The organism is Sporosarcina sp. ZBG7A (genome assembly GCF_000813425.1).
Lineage (GTDB): Bacteria > Bacillota > Bacilli > Bacillales_A > Planococcaceae > Sporosarcina.
In genome coordinates, this window is sequence record NZ_JWIB01000016.1 from 1 (window position 1) to 18,620 (window position 18,620).

The following is an 18,620-nucleotide window of genomic DNA, read 5'->3' on the forward strand; positions in this document are numbered from 1 at the left end:
GAATTGCCCTTGCATACCATTAATTTGTCCTTGTATACCACCGATTTGTCCCTGTATACCATCAAACTGTTCATCAACTCGATCAAACCGTTTTTCCATATCAAGTTGACCCGTTTGTATATCTTTTAGTTCAGACAGTATTTGGTGCAACAATACCTCGCTCAATATTTCCACCTCCTTCATCGATAACAAAAGTATAGCATGTGATGAAGAAAAATTGGCTGGAAAAAGTAAGCTGAAATTGTTTGGACATTTTTCAGAGTGGTTATTTATTGACATGATATAATACAAGTGAGTGAAAAATTAGTTAATGAGAATAGAAAAAATAGGAGGAATTAGAATGGGATTTTTAGATTCATTTCTTGGTAATGCATCGACGGTAGAAACGGCGACGGTGGAAAAAGAGTTAGCACCTATTTTAGTTGCAGAAGAGACTGTGGAAGAGGCGTTCAAGTTATTTCGAGACATGATGGTATTTACGGAAAAGCGTTTGATTTTGGTTGATAAACAAGGGATGACTGGGAAGAAGACCGAGTATCATTCCATCCCTTATAAGAGTATATCTCATTTCAGTATTGAAACCGCTGGAACGTTTGATATGGATGCCGAACTGAAAATTTGGATATCGAGTGCGACAGAACCACTTGTAAACAAGCAATTCAAAAAAGATGCTAGCATCTATGATATTCAAAAAATATTAGCGGCTGTCTGTTTGTGAAGAGGAGAGTTAAGAAAATGGATTCTTGATGACTGTAGAACCAACAAGGGAAAAAATACGTCCGTAGTAATAAGAAGGTGAATGTGGGGGTAACAAAGTGGATGAAGTTTTACTGTTACATGGATTCAATAAGACTGCGAAAGACATGGAGACGCTAGCTAATCATCTTGAAAAGTTAGGATTTCGTTGTCATTCTATCACCCTTCCGTTGACCCGCCGTGAGTTCGATTATTCGGTCCATTTTGTTTTGGATAGATTGAAGGATATTGAGAAGAATCATCCCGAAAGAATCCACCTTGTAGGTCATAGTACAGGTGGTTTGCTCATTCGTAAGGTGCTTTCCCATTCTGACATTCCTGCTCGTATCGGTCGCTGTGTACAACTTGCAACACCAAACCAAGGCAGTCAACTTGCAGCACTTGCAGGGTCCTTAAAAGGATATAGCTCTTTGTTCCGTACTGTTAAATCCCTGCATGCAACCTATATTCAAAAGCTAAACATGACGAATGTCGCAGGGGTTGAAATTGGTGCAATTGCGGGTACAAACAGTAATTTATGGTTAGGACAACTAATCAAAGGACAAAATGACGGGCGCGTAGAAGTTTCCTCTGTGCATTATGCAGACCTGACAGACTTTACAACCCTTCCGTATGGACATAAAGATATTCATCATCGACGAGAAACAGCTGCACTAACCGCACTATTTTTACAATCAGGACGCTTTTTAGCTGAACGAGAAGGAGAGCTAAGAGATGTGCAAGAAATCAAACGAATTCACAGTAATTGCAGAAACTAAGCGAATCTGTCTTGTAAAACTTGAGGAATCCCACATAGAACCATTGAAACTGATTTGGGGTGATGAATCTGTCATGAATCTTTGCGGTGGCGCTTCAGATTTTTCGAAGTTCCACAAAACGATTCAGGCGTATAGCGAACAGCAGTTGAATTACGGCTTGTCCGTCTATGGCGTGATGGATAAGGAAATGGGGGAGTTAGTAGGGACTGCTGGATTTAATTGGTACGGGGACCTTGCGGAAATCGAACTCATCTACCACTTCCGAAGGAAATCATGGGGGCTTGGATTTGCATTTGAAGCTGCTTCGCTTTGCTTAGAAATCGCTAAAAACCATTCATCGCTTTTACGAATTTCCGCATCTGCTGATTCCCGAAACGCTGCATCTCTCCGTATTTTAGAGAAGCTTGGATTTAGGTTTAAAGCCATTCAATGGTTTGAGGATACACAGCAAGAAGAACCAACATTTGAATTGTTGATAAATGACATTAAATCAAAAGGAATGGAGGAGATGTAATGCGCCTTGTAAGACCGTCTCTTGAGTGGAAAGAGGAACACGAAGCATATATGAAGGAATGGGATGAGGAACGGATGACACCGAGTAGCTTTCATTTAAAAGAAGGCATCCCTTATGAAGACTATTTAAAAGAGTTAGAAAAGAGGGAAGCTGGTCATGATAAATGGCTGCCATGCACAAACTACTTTCTCGTAGATGATACAGATCGGGTTGTTGGGATGATTGATATCCGCCACGACTTAAACGAGTATTTGCACCAAGTAGGCGGACATATCGGATATAGCATTCATCCATCAGAGAGACGTAAAGGGTATGCAACCTGGATGCTTGCAGAAGCATTGAAACTAACGGATACGTTGGGGATAAATTCTGTGCTCATTACATGCAACGAAGAGAATATTGGATCTGCGAAAACGATTCAAAATAATGGCGGAGTAGAAGATGAAAGCTTTACCGAGGACGATGGTACCGTTGTAAGACGATTTTGGATTCATCGATAGACTATTTCAAAAACGCTTGTTATTTACAGGAGGAATATTGAACATGTACGATCCGACGATATTTGATAACTTGAAAGTTGCTCTAGAAAATCAGCTATATGATTTGGACACTATAGAAGAACAAATCGAAATTAGAAATCGCCGGGATGTGATGGACTTTGCGGTGCTATCTCGCGAGTTTGCTTTACGGTTCGTCCTTCGCAACCATCCTGAAATTGAAGTGGAAGTCACGCTGCGTGCAAGTGTCCGTGATCTTGCCGGTGAAATCATGGAGGACCCTAATGCGAATCCAGCCTGTTCGTTGTCACTCTGTTTTCAAAAAAGTGTTGTCGATCCTGACGCTGAATGTGCTGGGATTGAACAAGTGATGGCATCGATTTGGGAACAGGATGTAGAACTCACGCAAACGATTCGTTACGTGTATGGTGAAGAAAATCCCAAGTTGATGAATTCCATTGAAGCTGCATTCAAACCACGGCTCACAGAGGACCACATGACTGAACTCTCGCTCTTTTTAGAGCATGTTTTGGATACGTTACATGTATTGAGCCGCATGCAGCACTGAGGAAGGAGAATGAAATGGAAGAAACTATTTTTATCGTAGAAGACGATGGAGCAATTTTTTCTTCATTGAGAGACCATTTGGAACAGTGGTCGTTTCGTGTAGTTGGACCAAAAAGTTTTCAAGACATCATGACTCCATTCACAAAAGTTAATCCGCAACTCGTCATTATGGACATTCAACTCCCCGCGTATGATGGCTTTCACTGGTGTCGGGAAATCAGAGCGGTGTCCAATGTACCCATCATCTTTCTTTCTTCGAGAGATCATCCGATGGACATAGTCATGGCGATGAATATGGGTGGAGATGATTACATACAAAAACCATTTCACATGGATGTACTACTTGCTAAGATTCAGGCGACGCTACGACGTGCCTACTCATATACAGAGACAGAAGAATCTAGTGATGAATTGAAATGGAATGGGACGACCATCGATTTAAAACGGTGTGTTATCCAAGGGAATGACCAGGAAATCGAGCTCACGAAAAATGAGTTTTTCATCCTTTCTATCCTGGTTGAGTCAAATGATGAAATTGTGTCACGGGATGATTTAATCAGAAAGTTATGGGATGATGAACGCTTTGTCAATGACAATACGTTGACTGTTAACGTGACACGTTTACGCCAAAAACTGAGCGATTTAGGTTTGGAAGAAGCAATTGTCACAAAAAAGGGAATGGGCTATATGGCGGTTACTCTACAGGGGAAATCCTGATGGTACGTTCATATATTGCTGATAAGAAAAGCTGGATTGCCCTATTTGTAGGATCGCTCCTATTAACGGATCTGTTGTTAGTTTTGGATAAAGGACTGTCTATCAGTAGTGTATCCATCGGGTATTTGAACCTATTGGTGCTCACAATCTTCATATTGTTTTTCATATGGCGGTATCGCAAGGAGACTGCCTACCTACGAAATCTAGACCGTCTCTTAGAAGAGTTGCCCGATGACTGGCAAGAAGGACTTCCTATTTCTGTTTTTCGTCAAGAGGCAATGATGTCCGAACTGCTTCAGAAAGTTGACGTTTCCTACCGTAAGCGGATGGCACGGATGCAGGAATTTGTGCATGCTGGGCAAAATGATACTGCAGCTTGGGTTCATGAGGTGAAAGCGCCACTTACTGCAATGAAGTTGATAATTGATGCAAATCGTCAACAGCCAGTGTTTCGGAAAATCGATGCAGAATGGTTGCGGATCCATTTACTTATTGATCAGCAATTGTATATTTCTCGACTTCCTTCATTAGAATCTGATTATGTTTTGGAAGAAACCGATGTTGTCAGATTGGCCGCTGAAGAAGTACGTCAACTGATGCCATGGTGTTTGGAAAAGAATATTGCTGTCGAAATCGAAGGAGTACAAGTGGAAGTTGTGACTGACCAAAAGTGGTGCCGTTTCATCCTCCGACAACTGTTGACGAATGCTGTGAAATACAGTCCGGTTGGCGGTACGGTGACCATTCAAGCGAAATTAGATGAAACAGGGTACGTTTCACTAACTGTAGCAGATGAAGGGCCAGGGATTCCGGCACACGAAATGCCACGCATATTTGATAGAGGATTCACAGGAAATGTAGGTCGAATCCAACACGGTGCGACGGGACTTGGTCTATATTTAGCCAAACAGACGGCTGAAAAAATAGGAGTGCGATTGCACGGACAATCAGATGGTTCATCTGGCACAAAGATGGTGATGACGTTCTCTACAGAAAATGACTTTGACGCAACACGTAAGTAGCGGGGGTATGATCACATTTAGAGTTTTATGATCATTTTCATTGGTTTATGATCACATTTTGGAATTTATAATCACTTTCATGGATTTATGAGCAATTTATCGTTTTTATGAGCACATTGCTAAGCTTTGAGTCGTCCCGAATTGTTTTTCACTATAAAGAATACTTTCACCTCACGAATACTAGTAGTAAATGCTTTGCAAGACGAAGCACACAAACTGAATCTTAGTATTGATTGGTGAAGAGCACTTTTGGAGAGAACAGGTGCGTTGCTTGCCTTTGGGCATGCCGGGAACAGGGATGACACTGGTATTTCCAAAGGGAACTGATTTGGTGCAACCCGTAAGTGACAAAACTGTAAGGTTGCCCGCGCAGTTTGTCATCCAAATCGAACGACTCCACTGTATTTCTGCAGTAAAGTGAGTGTATAGAAATCAGGGAGGCGTTTTAAGTGTCACAACAAACAACTATGTTGGAAGCTACTTCACTTCGTAAGTCGTTCGGAAAACGTGGACAAATACAGCACGTATTAAAAGGAATCGACTTCCGGGTGATGGAAGGTGAATTCGTCGGAATCATGGGTCCTTCTGGTGCCGGAAAGACAACATTGCTCAATGTACTCGCGACGATTGACCGTACTACGGAAGGCTCGATTAAGATAAATGGAACAGATATTTCTTCGATGAACGACCGCAAACTATCGCAGTTCAGACGCGATCAACTTGGGTTCATCTTCCAGGATTATAATTTGCTCGATACATTGACGGTGAAAGAAAATATATTGCTTCCGATTTCAGTCGGAAACGTAAAACGTGTGGTGGCGGAAGATCGCTTCAAATCAATTGCACGTACTCTTGGGATTCCGGAGCTAGCAAATAAATACCCAGGTGAAATTTCAGGCGGCCAAAAGCAAAGGACTTCTGCTGCACGGGCTTTGATCAACGAACCTTCGATTGTGTTTGCGGACGAGCCAACAGGTGCGCTCGATTCGAAATCAGCGGCGTCCTTGCTCGGAACATTAGCGAAAGTCAACGACGAACGGGATGTTACGATCATGATGGTAACTCATGATCCAGTCGCTTCAAGTTACTGCAATCGCGTTGTATTCCTGAAAGACGGTACGATTTACTCCGAGCTGTATCGAGGGGATCAGACGAGGCAGCAGTTCTTTCAAGAAATCCTTAAAGTGCAAGGGATTCTTGGAGGTGACAGCGTTGACGCTCTTTGACCTCGTTGTCCGCAGTATGCGGAAAAACTTGAAACATTACTACTTATACTTTTTTGCATTGATTTTAAGTGTTGTGCTGTATTTTGTATTTGCTTCGCTGCAACATGACACAACTGTGATGGAGAGGACCGCTACTTCTTTTAATATGTCATCAGCTTTTAAAGCAGCGGGAATCTTATTGCTGTTCATCTCAGGTGTATTTGTACTCTATGCGAATTCAATCTTCTTGAAACGCAGAAGCCGGGAAGTAGGACTTTATCAGCTGATAGGCTTGTCCAAATTCACAGTGGCACGAATGCTTATTACGGAAAACTTTTTGCTTGGAACTGGAGCACTTGCGATTGGTATTGGAATAGGTTTACTCGTTTCTAGAGTATTTCTACTTCTATTGATGAAATTAGTAGGAATAGATGGCGTGTTGACGTTGTCGTTTTCTGTAGCAGCGATTCTGCAAACTGTCATCGTGTTTGTCGCGCTTTTAGCGCTAACCTCACTACAAATGGCGTTTGCAGTTAAACGCAGTACATTGCTGGAATTGTTCAAAGCAGACCAGTCCGGAGAACGCATCAAAAAGCCGAAAGTAATTACTTCTGCAGTACTTGGAATCTTGGGCATTCTCTTAATTGGATTCGGATATTGGCTGTCAGGAAATATGCTCAATAATATGCTGTTTTACAATATGATTGCTGTATTAGTTTCAGTCATTCTCGGTACGTATTTACTGTTTCGAATTACGATTGGATGGGTGCTTTATCAAATACGGATGTCTAAAAACGGTCATCTCGGATTGTCGAATAGCTTGTCATTAGCACCATTGATGCATCGAATGAAGGCTAATGCGAATTCGCTGACAATTATTACTGTGTTGTCTGCAATGACGTTGACAATGCTAGCTGCTGCATATTCTGTTTACTACTCCACAGAAAAAGAATCACGCTTGCTGCAACCATTCGATTATATGATTCAGGACGATGTGGAAGCGACAAATCAGTTTACGAAATCACTGGATGAAGCTGGAATTGGATACAAGGCTGCCTCGATCGAAGAACTTCAGTTGAAAGCGAATTTTGAAGAGGCACCAAATCCCTTGCTGATGGGGACGGGGGTAAATATTCGAGTTGTAAGTGAGGATCAATTAGGTAATGCAGGCCACCTGATAGATGTAAAAGATCGGAATTCAGGTGTGTTTCTTGAAAGCTCGCTTTACTGGATGCTAAAGTCTGTTGATGTACCATTTAAACTGATAATGGATCCCCGCGATTTAAATAAGACAATTCCTATAGAACGATTCGCAGAAGGAAATGCATTCAATAGTGTGGAATTTTTCTCCACACTTGTTGTGAAAGAAAAGCAATTCCAGTCAATGAAATCTGAATATCTAGCACACGAGGATAATGAGCTGCATCATTCAACAGCAATTAATTTGAAAGACGAAGTACAATTTGAGGAAGCGACGAGACTCTATGATGAAATCGATGCTCGCTGGAAGAAATGGGACTACTATACACAATACCAAAACGCACTGCAGTCTAGCGGTATGCTAATTTTCATTGCCGGATTCCTTGGTCTCGTGTTCCTCATCTCAACAGGAAGTATTCTCTACTTCAAGCAGATGACAGAAGCTGAACAAGAGAAAGCAAGTTACACAACGTTGCGCCAGTTAGGATTCAGTGTTCAAGAAATCATGAAAGGCGTTGTGAAAAAGCAACTATTCGTATTTGGACTGCCACTTGCGATAGGATTGCTGCACTCGATTTTTGCTTTGAAATCTGCTTCATTTATCTTTATGAGTGATGTTACGGTACCGACCGTAATTACAATGTCTGTCTATATAGGAATCTATTTAGTATTCGCATTCTTGACTGTCGGATATTATCGTAAAACGATTCAAGCTGCGTTATAATCAAGTTATCGAAACGCCCACTATTCAACATGAATAGTGGGCGTTTTTTAGAAGGGGGATTTACGTATGAAAGGGTTGCTTCATCACATTGAATTATATGTATCTGATTTGGAGAGCTCAGTAGAATTTTGGGGATGGCTACTCGAGGAATTAGGATACACGTTGCATCAAGACTGGCCAGAGGGGAAGAGTTGGAAACTTGGTGATACATATCTAGTATTTGTTCAAACGGAAGAACGTTTTCTGGATGTACCGTATCATCGGTGTAGGACAGGCCTAAATCATCTAGCGTTCCATGCGGAATCCAGAGAGCACGTGGATTTAATCACAAGGCAACTGGAGGGTCGTAACGTGCGCATTCTTTACCCTGATACCCATCCATACGCAGGTGGCGAATCCCATTATGCTGTGTATTTCGAAGATCCAGATCGCATGAAGGTGGAAGTAGTCGCTCCAAACGAATGAGTTAGGAGGTAGTTTGATGCGCTATTTGTTCATGGTAAGCATAGCTGTTTTTCTGCTGTCCTCATGTGTGCCTGATGAAAAAGACGGGAATACCGACACTAGACTAGGAGGAGATTTAATGACAACTGAGCTATTGAAAGCTGCCGATCAACAAGATACAGAGAAAGTGAAGGAACTGATTAAACAAAACGTTGAGGTGAACACGCAAGACAGCGAGGGAAGAACAGCGCTTATGATTGCAACATACAACCATGATCCTTATACCGCGAAAGCCTTGATAGAAGCCGGAGCTGATATTTCTATCCAAGACAACATGCAAAACAACTGTTTCCTCTATGCAGGGGCGGAAGGCTATCTGGATATTTTAAGGCTAGCGATAGAAGCAGGAGCCGATACAACGATCAAGAATCGTTATGGTGGGACTGCACTTATTCCAGCTTCTGAGCGTGGGCATGTCGAAGTCGTGGAAGAGTTGCTGAACAAAACGGACGTTGACGTGAACCATGTGAATAGACTCGGGTGGACCGCACTTATGGAAGCTGTGGTTTTGAGTGATGGTGGAGTTCAGCATCAGGAAATTATTAAGATCCTACTAAACCACGGAGCAGATCAGTCGATTACGGACAATGATGGCATAACTCCTTTGCAGCATGCGAAGGACAAAGGGTATTTAGAAATTGTGGATATTTTAGAAGCGGCTAAGTAAAAAGTTTGTAACCCCATTACTCCTAATGAGACTAGGAGTAATGGGGTTTTTAATGTGAATCATACAAAAGAGCCCTTTCATTGCGAACTATACTTGATTTTAGAAATAGAGGAGGATACAGTGGATCAGGAAATGATGAAAGGCAGCATAGACTTCCTCATTTTTCCTTGATCGCCCAGTGAGATATGTACGGGTACGAAATGGTGAAAGTACTGAAAGAGCTCAGCGACGATACGTATGAGGGGATATTATATGCGGCGTTGAAGCGTCTTGAAAAAAGACATGGATTACTTCCTACTGGCAGCAGACGGAAAGCGGCCCCAGAAAATCTTATCATCTATCCTACACGATTTCTTTGTTACGTTTGACATCTAGGCTGTTAAAACTTATAGTGAATTTACATAATAATATATTCAACTTCCGCTAAGGGGAGTAGCTAATACAGTAAAAGTCGTCAATACAGGATTTAGATCCTCGGCTTTATTGGCAACAATCGTTGTTTGCGAGACCTTACCATTTATTTGGTGAGGTCTTTTGTTTTCTTTGAGACATTATGACCGAGAATTGGTTATAGTGTCTCTTTTTTATTTTATGAAAGTTATTGGAGGTTAACCTTTGAATAATTATCTAGAACTTGCAAATTCAGTTGTATTTAATAAGAAGAATCACCTTGTTAGCTACGACAAATCTTTAAAACTTATCGGAACAGGGAGAAGTGCATGTGTTTTCAAAGTGAAGTCAGTAAATAAAGCAATTAAAGTGTTCTTTCCTGATTCTACGTACATTGCTAAAGAAGAAGCTGAAATTTATAAATCACTTCAAGATATTAGTTATTTTCCATTTATCTATGAAGCTGGAGTGAATTATATTGTCATGGATTACATCGATGGTTATACATTATTTGAATGTATGACACATGGGAGACTCATTACATCAGATCATATTAAAGAAATTGATTACGCATTATCATTGGCTTCAGATTTGGGGTTAAATCCTTCTGACATTCACTTGCGTAATATTTTCATCACATCTAATGATGAGATAAAGCTCATTGACGTTGCACGTTATAGACAATTGAAAGACTGCAGGCAATGGCGTAATCTTAAAAAAGCCCATCGTCAAGTTTACTCCAAACGTTACTTTTTGAAGAAAATCCCTTCTCCATTCTTGAATATCGTGGCTTATCTTTATAAAAAGGGTCTTATACCATACTACCGATTGTGAAGTGCTAATCGTCCACTCGCACCATTAAGATACATCCTTTTATTTCATACGATGAAATAAAGGGATGTATCTATAATTATCTGGTTGTCGATGACAAGTGTCTAACGACTCTAGTCCAGATTAAAAGTGCTCATTGAATATTCTTCAACTGCTAGAGATATTTCCATAATAAAAGTTAAAAAGCGCAACATGTGCAGAGAAAGGTAATGAACTTAAAGCGAAAAATCGTTCTGATCCATCTCTTTTTAATAGTAGAGTAACTATTTGTCACTAAGTGAATTTTTCAAGTACTTTTATATAACTCTATTTTAAACATCATTCCCCACTAAAAGAGGGCATTGTCACATGCCCAGCATAATGGTAATCTGAAACAAATGCTTTCATTGTATTGTGGGGTATCAATCTGTGGGACTCTATCTGAAAAAATTGCCGGTAGGCTTATCTATCTTCTCGCTTCTATTTATATATACCATCTATCTGTTCCACCTATTCAGCTCGGGAGATGCCCATATGAGCTTTTTGCTGATCGGGGTTTTAATAAGTTCAGCACTTCTACTTAGCTCAACGAATTTAAAGAATTGGATGAGCAGACGTCGTGCAGTGATGAATACTTTGCTCATTGTGAATGGTTTCTTACTAGGTTATGGAACGATTCTCGCAAAGTATTTAGAACGCCCGTTTTCAACAAGTCTCTCAATCATCGGTTATCTGTTGGTAGTGTGTGCAATCATTTGTATTTATCGAACAAGTCTTCATGATGAACTGTCAACAAACGCGAAGGTATTACATGCTATCAACATCACAATCGGCATCGCGTTAACAGCTGGTACGTTGTATTTCACATACATATTCTTTTTATTCAGCGAAGATGGAAACGGTGAAATATGGAAGTTGTTTGTTCCACTTGTATTGTATGGAATCGCTTATGTAATTCAAATGAAGGCAATTGGCGTACAGCGTAAGAGTATCGTGTATACAGTTGCTGTCATACAAATCCTAATGCCAGTTGTGCTTCTCCTATTATGGATGGTAGTACCAGGGGAGGGAGGGCTTTGAGAAAAACTATTCTGTTCGCAAGCATAATTATATTAGTGACAGGGATTTGCTTGTTGCTCGGGTTCACCCATAGCATTCCAGACGAGGAAAAACAACAAGGACTGACGGGGCAATTTGATGTTTCCGCACAAGGGGATATTGCATATGTAACATACGAAAGAGGAGAGCCCACGCTATACGTGAAATCTGATCAGTTGAGACAAGTCGTTCAACTTCCTCCTGATCAGTCCATTTTAGACCTTGCAATGATGCCAGACGGAAAAACAGTGCTCTATGTAAATTCGGACAAAGAGTTGGATGAGCATAGTAAAAGTGTCATACACCAAGTTAATATTGAATCGGGGAAAGATGAAGTCCTTTTCACAAACGATGCCATAGTTATGGAGCTAGTGATTGACCCGAAGGATGAAAATCGAGTATTTTACGTGCAAGCAGCCCAATTCTCCAACTATTCACCGGTCGCGAGCTTGTATCCACATGACTTCGACGTGCACAGTGTTCAGTTGAAAACGGGGGAGCATCGACAACATACGAAGTTAAACAAATACAGTATGGCCTCTCTTCAAGTTTCCAGCGAAGAGGATTCCATCTATATACAAATGGATGACGATGCGGATGTGGAAACAGCTGAAGACACCTTTGAAACGAAAGGTCGTGTTTTTAAAATTCCATTATCCAACCCTGACCACAAAATGGTGATTAGTATTCCAGAAGATACTCAGGATCTCTATGATTTCGTGCTCATTCCTGACCGTTCCGAACTTGTTTATCAAGCGGTAGCTGGGACGAATTCGGAGGGGATTTTTGAATATGAGTTGTTCACGTATAATTGGGATACGCAAAGCATTTCACAACTCACGCACTTACATGAGTATGCTGAGTACCCCATCTATGGAGCTGACGGAAAAGTGTATTTTATGGTCGATCAAGACTTTGGGGGAAGTCGTCCAGACAATTCGTTGTATAGGATGAGTCCAGATGGAAGCGGTGTGGAAGAAGTATCGCTTGAGGAATAAAATTGGTTTGTAATTGAAAGACATGAAAAAGCAGATGCCCACGTTTAGTTGTGGGCATCTGCTTTTTGTATAATTTAATTACTTTGTACTCTCCCCATATACTCACCGGTTTCAGGGTTATAAAAGATTTCAGCTTGCTTGCCGTCGATCAAGCCTTCCACAGAGATGAAAATATTTTCAGCATCCCTTAATAGACGGAAATGAAAACCGTTGGAAAACGAATCACTCTTGGGGCCAGATTTTAGATTGAACTCTTTGATTGCTGATTTCACGATCAAGCTACTGTCGATTTTAATTGAAGATGGTTTGATCGTCTTTTCATAGGAAACATCTCCAACCCTATAGTTTATTAACTTCCCCTTTTCAATAGCGAAAACAAGACTTTTATTGCTATCCGTAAGCGAGATATAACCTTGCCAATTCCCGCGCTTGCCGTCCCTTCCACTAACTTCACCATCATTTACGCTATTCATAAAGACGAGTTCAGGATTCGAATCGAATTCCTTGGCCTTTTCCATACCGATGAAATAAGCATCCAGCAAGGTGATTTCCGTCTTTTCGACAATGGTAGGAAAGCATATTTCAAGCAAGGACTTGTTCGGAGCTAGTTTTTTATAACCGATTATTCCTATAACGACAAGTATAAGGACGAAGATAAGTTTCCGTTTCAAAAGTGGTTCCTCGCTCTCTAAAGGTGATCAAAGACAATGAAGCTTTAGAGATCATATGCGGGACTGTTCTGAAATAGTTTTTTTATAACTGTACAGGGAGCCCTGTTTTTAAGTGGAGACCGTCTTCAGATCCTCTTCAGATTTCACGCCAGTCACTTGGCGGATTACAGAAGCCCGTAAAAGAATGAACACAGTCAAGATTTGCAGTATGCTCGAAGTGATTAAAATCCAAGGCGCTGGCAAGAAATCATACAAAAATCCGAAGAGGACCATTCCGAGCGGCATGAGCGCCATCGCCATCGTTTCCAATATGGAGAACACCCGGCCTTTGTAATCGTCGTCGATCATTTTCATCATGAACACTTGGATAGGGGTGTTAATAAGCGGTCCCAAGGCTCCGCTTAGGAAAGAAATCGTTAAGTAAAAAGCAAATACGCCGGCGTATGGAAGGAAAAACAACAGCGGTACTGAGACTAGCCCCATCGCAAGACCCATTGCTGCGATTCCCCATTTAGATACTAGTAGTGGTGAAGCAAACGGTTTTCGTGTTGCTAAGAAGATAGACATAAGAAGGGTGCCAACCGCCATTCCCCCTTCAATCAGTCCGAAATGAGAAGGGAGTATCTTCAGTTTTTCAATAAGGATGAACGAATAGCCGACCGTGACTGCTCCAAACAGGAAGTTGACAATCAGCGCGACCCAAATCACAGACATTAGCAATGGCTGCAGTCGGGCATACGCAAAACCTGCTTTCATACTGTCTAGCATTTTTTCTTTAACGGCCCCTTCTTCCTTCACTTTACGCTTTGCAAACAGGCTGAAATTCATCGTCGACTCTAGCAGAACTGCAAGAATCGATGCACTCGCATAGAGAATAAGAAACACAGGCATGGGAACAGCACCATAGATCATTCCGCCAACTGCCGGACTGCTGATTGCTGCTAAGGAGACAGACATCTGGTTCAGGGACATCGCTTTTTGGACCCGATTTTCATCTACCAAACCTGTGATGGAAGACGTAAAGGCGATGCTCGAAAATGTTGACGCTAACGATAGAACAACGGTTGTTGTGTATATGGCAGCTAACGACAACCCATAAGTCAAGCTAACAGTTAGCAGACCAAGGATCGCTAGGGAAGAAGCGATTTGTGCCGTGATGACAATTTTTTTGCGAGAATACGTATCTGCAACGTATCCGGCAAATGGCGCCATAAGAGTACGCGGTAGGATGCTGCAAATGAGGTTGGCTGCAAAACTGGTGGCAGAACCGGTTATCTGCAAAATGTAAAAGCTAATGGCAAATGCATAAATCTGCGCACCGAATGCACTGATCATCTTGCTCGCAGCAAAAGTCCACAAGTGATAGGTGGCACGCTTCAACTTTTTTACGCTTTCATCCAAAATAGTCACTCCATTCAGAAAGTTTAATAAGATTAAACAAAGAATAACATGAGAACTCTTTCATTTCAAGAGAAAGTTTAATATAATTAAACTTAATTACATTAGCAGGAGTGATTAGCTGTGAGAACATTAGGAGAGCGAATCCGAACGCTTAGGAAACAAAGGAAGTTGACGTTGGAATCATGTGCAGGCGAGCAGATGACTAAAGGTATGCTCAGTCTGATTGAAAATAATAAAGCGAATCCCTCGATGGAGAATCTCAATTATTTAGCGAAGCGTCTCGAGGTAGAAGTATCTGAACTGATGGAGGAAGTGAGTGGCAGCGAGCTCCAAGCGCTACTGGACAAAGCCGAACAAGTTGTTAAATCTGAAGAGAAAAAAAACTACGAGAAAACTTTGGAAATGATAGAGCCGTTACTACCAAAGCTTTTGTCTGGTTACACCGCTGGCCGTTTATTAGAAATCTACAGTAAATTCTCTTATCTAATAGGCCGTTCAAATTGGCAACCAATAGCGGAAAGAGCATCAGCTATTTACGAAGAGCTCAATATTGTACCACGGCGGGCAGCAGTTGGAATCTTCTGGGCTATGGTGTTGTTCACTGAGCATCGGTATGAAGAAGCACTCACTCGGCTGTTAGAGGAAAAAGCAAAAGTGGAAAGCCGGAGTGGCTATATCGATTCTCTGACACGTCTAGATTTATACACATATGAGGTGATTTTCCGTTTTGCGGTCAATGATACGGTTGAAGCGACCCGGCTGATGAATGAAGCAATTAGCTATTCGAAAGACAAAAAAATTTTTCATCAGGTCGAGCAGCTTTACCGACTGGCGGCTTATCGAGCGATAATTGACGAAGATGATGAAAAACTCGATTACTACGAGCGGAAGTTACTCCAATACGGGGAATTTGCAGAAGATGATCATGCGTTCTGGTTCACGAAACTGGTCCGGATCCATCAGCTGAATTCGTTCCACCATGACCATGAAACGGCACTCAAGAAGCTTTCGGAACTGACGGGTCCTATGCCTGAGCATGAATTCTTCACGAATTTCTTTGTTCTGGAACGCGGAAAGGCACTCTACGGGGCAGGCAAGTTCCAGGAAGCGCTTCACATGCTGCAACAAGTAGTCATCAGTGAGCAAGTGCATCATCCTTACGACCTGTCCATGTATTATGAGAAGGATGCTTATGCTGCATTGTGTGCTGAGCAACTTGGGGAGTTGGCTTACGCTCGCGAGCTCGCAGAAACAGCGGAATCTAATATGGCTCAGATGCCGGATACGCCTTACACACAGTTTGTCAGGGAGACTGCTAAACGCTTAGCGTCACAATAAATAGCACGAAAAAACAGAGAAGGCATCGTATCGATGCGTTCTCTGTTTTTTGAGGATGGACTTATTTGAAAACATGCAAACGGTCTTCGATAGGGAGGAATTCCTTTTCTCCTGCAGGCGCCACTACTTTACCAAAAGGCATTTGCGACATGAGTTTCCAAGTAGAAGGAAGGTTCCATTCTGCTTTTACTGCGTCATCGATCAATGGATTGTAGTGCTGAAGACTCGCACCATAACCTTCATCAGAAAGAGCTGTCCAGATAACAAATTGAACCATTCCAGAAGATTGTTGAGACCATGTCGGGAAATTATCCTTATATTCCTCAAATTGCTCTTGTAACGACTCGACGACTTGCATATCTTCAAAGAAGAGAATTGTTCCGTATCCACTGCCGAACATCGTCATACGTTGTGCAGTCGATTCGAAATTCTCTTCAGGTACGATTTTCTTCAGGGTATCACTTGTGATTTCCCATAGTCGTTTGCTTTGTTCACCTAACAGGACAACGACACGTGCCGTTTGTGAATTGAATGCAGAAGGCGTATGTTTCACTGCATGCTGGATGAGTTCCTCCAGTTTTTCATCGGAAAGGATCGGTTCATTATTAATGACATAAATAGAACGCCGGTTTTCAACGGACTCCAAAAATGTTTGTGACAAGATGAATTCCTCCTTAGTTTTGCGTAAAGGGCTCATATAAGAGCTACTTCACTTCTCTTCCAGTATAGTCAGCCAACTTCTTATGTGGAAGTACGCACTTTAAAGTGGTATAGTATCCAAAAAGATACCGTTAGGGGGAGTATGTGTGGAAGGTGAAGTGTCTCAATGTCGAGTAGAAGAAGCGCTCGGAATTGTTGTGGGGAAATGGAAACCTGTCATCATTTTGTATTTGTTACATGAAGGGACAAAACGATTCAGTGAATTGAAACGTAGCGTGCCAGGAATTACGCAAAAGATGCTGACGAAACAGCTGCGAGAGTTAGAAGAGGAAGATATCATCCAACGCGTGGTGTACCCCCAAGTTCCTCCTAAAGTGGAATATTCGATGACGGATTATGGAAGAACTCTGAGCCCGATTTTAGAAGCGATGCATGAGTGGGGGACCCATCATGTTGTCCACAAACAGCATATGGGGATTGTTGAGAAACAAGCAAAATAGGAATAGATGTAAAAGAAGCCGCTCAGACTATTCTGAACGGTTTTTGTGATTTCAGTTTTGAAGATTCAAGCAAAGTAATTTACTTCACGAAAAATCGTGCTATGCTAGTAAACATTAAATGGAAGTGACTTACTAAAATCAAAAAGTTGTACAAGGGAAAGAAAGTTAGGAGGTTACTAATGGGCGATAAAAAAGAGGGTTGGCTTCGAGAAAGCACAGGCGTTAGTCTGGAAGAAGTCAATAGCACAATTAATGTCCGAAACAAAAAAGGATTTTGGCGTAAACTTTTTGCATTCGCCGGCCCCGGCTCACTCGTAGCAGTAGGATACGTGGATCCTGGTAATTGGGCGACTTCGATTGCTGGCGGTTCACGTTTCGGATATCTATTGCTTAGTGTAATTCTAATTTCAAACTTAATAGCCGTGCTTCTTCAGTCTTTGTCTGCAAAACTTGGAATTGTAACGGGAAAAGATTTGGCACAAGCTACAAGTGCTTCCGTTGGCAAAAAGATGTCTATATTTTTATGGATTATTACAGAGTTAGCCATTATTGCGACAGATCTGGCGGAAGTGATTGGATCGGCGATTGCACTGAATCTGCTATTTGGGATTCCGTTATTAGTCGGTATTGCCATTACGACATTGGATGTCTTGCTCCTTCTCTATTTACAGAGGAAAGGATTCCGTATTATTGAATCGATTGTCATTGTGCTAATGGCCACTATTTTTGTCGTATTTGTGTTCGAAGTGATTTCCTCTAAACCAGAATTATCTTCATTGTTTGCTGGATTTATCCCACAGACAGAGATTGTAACGAATCCGAGTATGTTGTTCATTGCCCTCGGAATTTTGGGTGCGACTGTCATGCCGCACAATCTGTATTTGCACTCTTCTATTGTACAAACACGAAATTATGAACGTACTCAAGAAGGGAAAAAAGAAGCGATTAAGTTCTCGCTGATTGATTCGGGGTTCTCGTTGACGGTTGCGTTCCTCATAAACTCAGCGATCCTTATTTTGGGAGCTGCTGCGTTTTACGGAACGGAACTGGATATCTCTGAAATTGAAGCTGCTTATAATTTGTTGAGTCCAACTCTTGGAGTGGGGATTGCCAGTACGTTATTTGCAGTGGCATTACTTGCATCGGGTCAAAATTCTACGATTACAGGAACGATTAGCGGTCAAATTGTTATGGAGGGGTTCATTAATTTACGGATTACTCCTTGGTTGAGAAGACTGATTACTCGCCTACTCGCCGTTATTCCTGCTTTTATCGTCACATGGATTGCGGGTTCAAAAGGTACAGGGGAATTGTTGTTGTGGAGTCAAGTAATCTTAAGTTTGGCACTTCCTTTTGCGGTAGTTCCGCTTGTTAGGTTTACAAGTGATAAGAAGAAAATGGGCGAGTTTGTGAATTCGTTGCCTATCAAGATTTTGGCATGGACGAGTACAGTCGTCATCATTATCTTGAACGTGTTCCTTATTGGATATGTTGTTGTGACGGGGCATGACCTCGGTTAAATGGAAAACGTCTCTTTTATAGAGGCGTTTTTTGATGGAGAAGGTGGCGGTCACCCTCTGTTTTTAGTATGATAGCGAATAGATGTGAATTGGTTATACTTCC

General features: G+C 41.6%; 21 protein-coding genes. 18 read left to right on the top strand and 3 right to left on the bottom strand.

From position 1 onward, the window contains the following. Positions 1–340 precede the first annotated feature (340 nt). The 15 genes from RL70_RS07305 to RL70_RS07370 all read left to right on the top strand — a co-directional run bounded on the left by RL70_RS07305 (position 341) and on the right by RL70_RS07370 (position 12,427). The gene (locus RL70_RS07305; RefSeq protein ID WP_039042764.1) at positions 341–718 is read left to right on the top strand and encodes a PH domain-containing protein; all 378 of its coding nucleotides are present in this window, start codon (positions 341–343) and stop codon (positions 716–718) included. Positions 719–815: 97 nt separating this feature from the next. Continuing rightward, positions 816–1,514, top strand: coding sequence for an alpha/beta fold hydrolase (locus RL70_RS07310; RefSeq protein ID WP_052245838.1), 699 nt, complete (start codon positions 816–818; stop codon positions 1,512–1,514). Next, complete coding sequence (locus RL70_RS17260) at positions 1,471–2,028, top strand: GNAT family N-acetyltransferase (RefSeq protein WP_052245839.1); 558 nt, start codon at positions 1,471–1,473, stop codon at positions 2,026–2,028. The genes RL70_RS07310 and RL70_RS17260 overlap by 44 nt, the downstream gene beginning before the upstream one ends. Beyond that, positions 2,028–2,528 (top strand): GNAT family N-acetyltransferase, encoded by a 501-nt coding sequence (locus RL70_RS07320; protein ID WP_039042765.1) that lies wholly within the window; start codon positions 2,028–2,030, stop codon positions 2,526–2,528. Before RL70_RS17260 ends, RL70_RS07320 begins: the two co-directional genes overlap by 1 nt. 43 nt (positions 2,529–2,571) lie before the next feature. Then, the gene (locus tag RL70_RS07325) at positions 2,572–3,093 is read left to right on the top strand and encodes a hypothetical protein (RefSeq protein WP_039042766.1); all 522 of its coding nucleotides are present in this window, start codon (positions 2,572–2,574) and stop codon (positions 3,091–3,093) included. A gap of 14 nt (positions 3,094–3,107) precedes the next feature. Then, positions 3,108–3,809: a response regulator transcription factor gene (locus RL70_RS07330; protein WP_039042767.1), complete on the top strand. Its 702-nt coding sequence runs from the start codon at positions 3,108–3,110 to the stop codon at positions 3,807–3,809. Next, positions 3,809–4,831 carry a HAMP domain-containing sensor histidine kinase gene (locus tag RL70_RS07335; protein ID WP_039042768.1) on the top strand — a complete coding sequence of 341 codons (1,023 nt, stop codon included), beginning with the start codon at positions 3,809–3,811 and terminating at the stop codon, positions 4,829–4,831. Before RL70_RS07330 ends, RL70_RS07335 begins: the two co-directional genes overlap by 1 nt. 467 nt (positions 4,832–5,298) lie before the next feature. Next, positions 5,299–6,057 carry an ABC transporter ATP-binding protein gene (locus tag RL70_RS07340; protein WP_039042830.1) on the top strand — a complete coding sequence of 253 codons (759 nt, stop codon included), beginning with the start codon at positions 5,299–5,301 and terminating at the stop codon, positions 6,055–6,057. Continuing rightward, a complete protein-coding gene (locus RL70_RS07345; protein ID WP_039042769.1) occupies positions 6,044–7,960 on the top strand; it encodes an ABC transporter permease in 1,917 nt (638 codons plus the stop codon). Before RL70_RS07340 ends, RL70_RS07345 begins: the two co-directional genes overlap by 14 nt. A 66-nt stretch (positions 7,961–8,026) precedes the next feature. Next, complete coding sequence (locus RL70_RS07350; RefSeq protein ID WP_039042770.1) at positions 8,027–8,425, top strand: VOC family protein; 399 nt, start codon at positions 8,027–8,029, stop codon at positions 8,423–8,425. 118 nt (positions 8,426–8,543) lie between these two features. Further along, entirely contained in the window at positions 8,544–9,131 is a 588-nt protein-coding gene (locus tag RL70_RS07355) for an ankyrin repeat domain-containing protein (protein ID WP_039042831.1), read from the top strand. A 200-nt stretch (positions 9,132–9,331) separates the two neighbouring features. Continuing rightward, positions 9,332–9,499 carry a hypothetical protein gene (locus RL70_RS18190; protein WP_231567248.1) on the top strand — a complete coding sequence of 56 codons (168 nt, stop codon included), beginning with the start codon at positions 9,332–9,334 and terminating at the stop codon, positions 9,497–9,499. A gap of 247 nt (positions 9,500–9,746) precedes the next feature. Continuing rightward, on the top strand, positions 9,747–10,355 hold the full coding sequence (locus RL70_RS07360; protein WP_039042771.1) for a serine/threonine protein kinase: 609 nt from the start codon (positions 9,747–9,749) through the stop codon (positions 10,353–10,355). 510 nt (positions 10,356–10,865) lie between these two features. Beyond that, positions 10,866–11,411 carry a hypothetical protein gene (locus tag RL70_RS07365; RefSeq protein WP_039042772.1) on the top strand — a complete coding sequence of 182 codons (546 nt, stop codon included), beginning with the start codon at positions 10,866–10,868 and terminating at the stop codon, positions 11,409–11,411. Further along, positions 11,408–12,427, top strand: a complete 1,020-nt coding sequence (locus RL70_RS07370) for a hypothetical protein (protein WP_039042773.1) — start codon at positions 11,408–11,410, stop codon at positions 12,425–12,427. Before RL70_RS07365 ends, RL70_RS07370 begins: the two co-directional genes overlap by 4 nt. A 74-nt stretch (positions 12,428–12,501) precedes the next feature. On the opposite strand, the gene RL70_RS07375 is transcribed toward RL70_RS07370, so the two are convergent. Together RL70_RS07375 and RL70_RS07380 are read right to left on the bottom strand one after the other, a co-directional pair. Continuing rightward, on the bottom strand, positions 12,502–13,098 hold the full coding sequence (locus RL70_RS07375) for a hypothetical protein (protein WP_039042774.1): 597 nt from the start codon (positions 13,096–13,098) through the stop codon (positions 12,502–12,504). Between the two features lie 108 nt (positions 13,099–13,206). Next, positions 13,207–14,508 (bottom strand): MFS transporter, encoded by a 1,302-nt coding sequence (locus RL70_RS07380; protein ID WP_369795209.1) that lies wholly within the window; start codon positions 14,506–14,508, stop codon positions 13,207–13,209. Between the two features lie 111 nt (positions 14,509–14,619). Between RL70_RS07380 and RL70_RS07385 the strand changes: the two genes are divergently transcribed. After that, complete coding sequence (locus RL70_RS07385) at positions 14,620–15,837, top strand: helix-turn-helix domain-containing protein (RefSeq protein WP_039042776.1); 1,218 nt, start codon at positions 14,620–14,622, stop codon at positions 15,835–15,837. Positions 15,838–15,898: 61 nt separating this feature from the next. Here the strand turns inward: RL70_RS07385 and RL70_RS07390 are convergent, their stop codons facing one another. Beyond that, on the bottom strand, positions 15,899–16,498 hold the full coding sequence (locus tag RL70_RS07390; RefSeq protein WP_369795211.1) for a nitroreductase family protein: 600 nt from the start codon (positions 16,496–16,498) through the stop codon (positions 15,899–15,901). Positions 16,499–16,643: 145 nt separating this feature from the next. Between RL70_RS07390 and RL70_RS07395 the strand changes: the two genes are divergently transcribed. Together RL70_RS07395 and RL70_RS07400 are read left to right on the top strand one after the other, a co-directional pair. Then, entirely contained in the window at positions 16,644–16,997 is a 354-nt protein-coding gene (locus tag RL70_RS07395) for a helix-turn-helix domain-containing protein (RefSeq protein WP_039042777.1), read from the top strand. Between the two features lie 179 nt (positions 16,998–17,176). Then, entirely contained in the window at positions 17,177–18,517 is a 1,341-nt protein-coding gene (locus tag RL70_RS07400) for an Nramp family divalent metal transporter (RefSeq protein WP_039042778.1), read from the top strand. Positions 18,518–18,620: the final 103 nt, after the last annotated feature.

Coding starts and splice junctions, on each gene's coding strand:
- RL70_RS07365 (WP_039042772.1), top strand. CDS start 10,866: ATGAGCTTTTTGCTGATCGGGGTTTTAATAAGTTCAGCACTTCTACTT.
- RL70_RS17260 (WP_052245839.1), top strand. CDS start 1,471: ATGTGCAAGAAATCAAACGAATTCACAGTAATTGCAGAAACTAAGCGA.
- RL70_RS07320 (WP_039042765.1), top strand. CDS start 2,028: ATGCGCCTTGTAAGACCGTCTCTTGAGTGGAAAGAGGAACACGAAGCA.
- RL70_RS18190 (WP_231567248.1), top strand. CDS start 9,332: ATGGTGAAAGTACTGAAAGAGCTCAGCGACGATACGTATGAGGGGATA.
- RL70_RS07330 (WP_039042767.1), top strand. CDS start 3,108: ATGGAAGAAACTATTTTTATCGTAGAAGACGATGGAGCAATTTTTTCT.
- RL70_RS07340 (WP_039042830.1), top strand. CDS start 5,299: ATGTTGGAAGCTACTTCACTTCGTAAGTCGTTCGGAAAACGTGGACAA.
- RL70_RS07400 (WP_039042778.1), top strand. CDS start 17,177: ATGGGCGATAAAAAAGAGGGTTGGCTTCGAGAAAGCACAGGCGTTAGT.
- RL70_RS07305 (WP_039042764.1), top strand. CDS start 341: ATGGGATTTTTAGATTCATTTCTTGGTAATGCATCGACGGTAGAAACG.
- RL70_RS07350 (WP_039042770.1), top strand. CDS start 8,027: ATGAAAGGGTTGCTTCATCACATTGAATTATATGTATCTGATTTGGAG.
- RL70_RS07325 (WP_039042766.1), top strand. CDS start 2,572: ATGTACGATCCGACGATATTTGATAACTTGAAAGTTGCTCTAGAAAAT.
- RL70_RS07335 (WP_039042768.1), top strand. CDS start 3,809: ATGGTACGTTCATATATTGCTGATAAGAAAAGCTGGATTGCCCTATTT.
- RL70_RS07355 (WP_039042831.1), top strand. CDS start 8,544: ATGACAACTGAGCTATTGAAAGCTGCCGATCAACAAGATACAGAGAAA.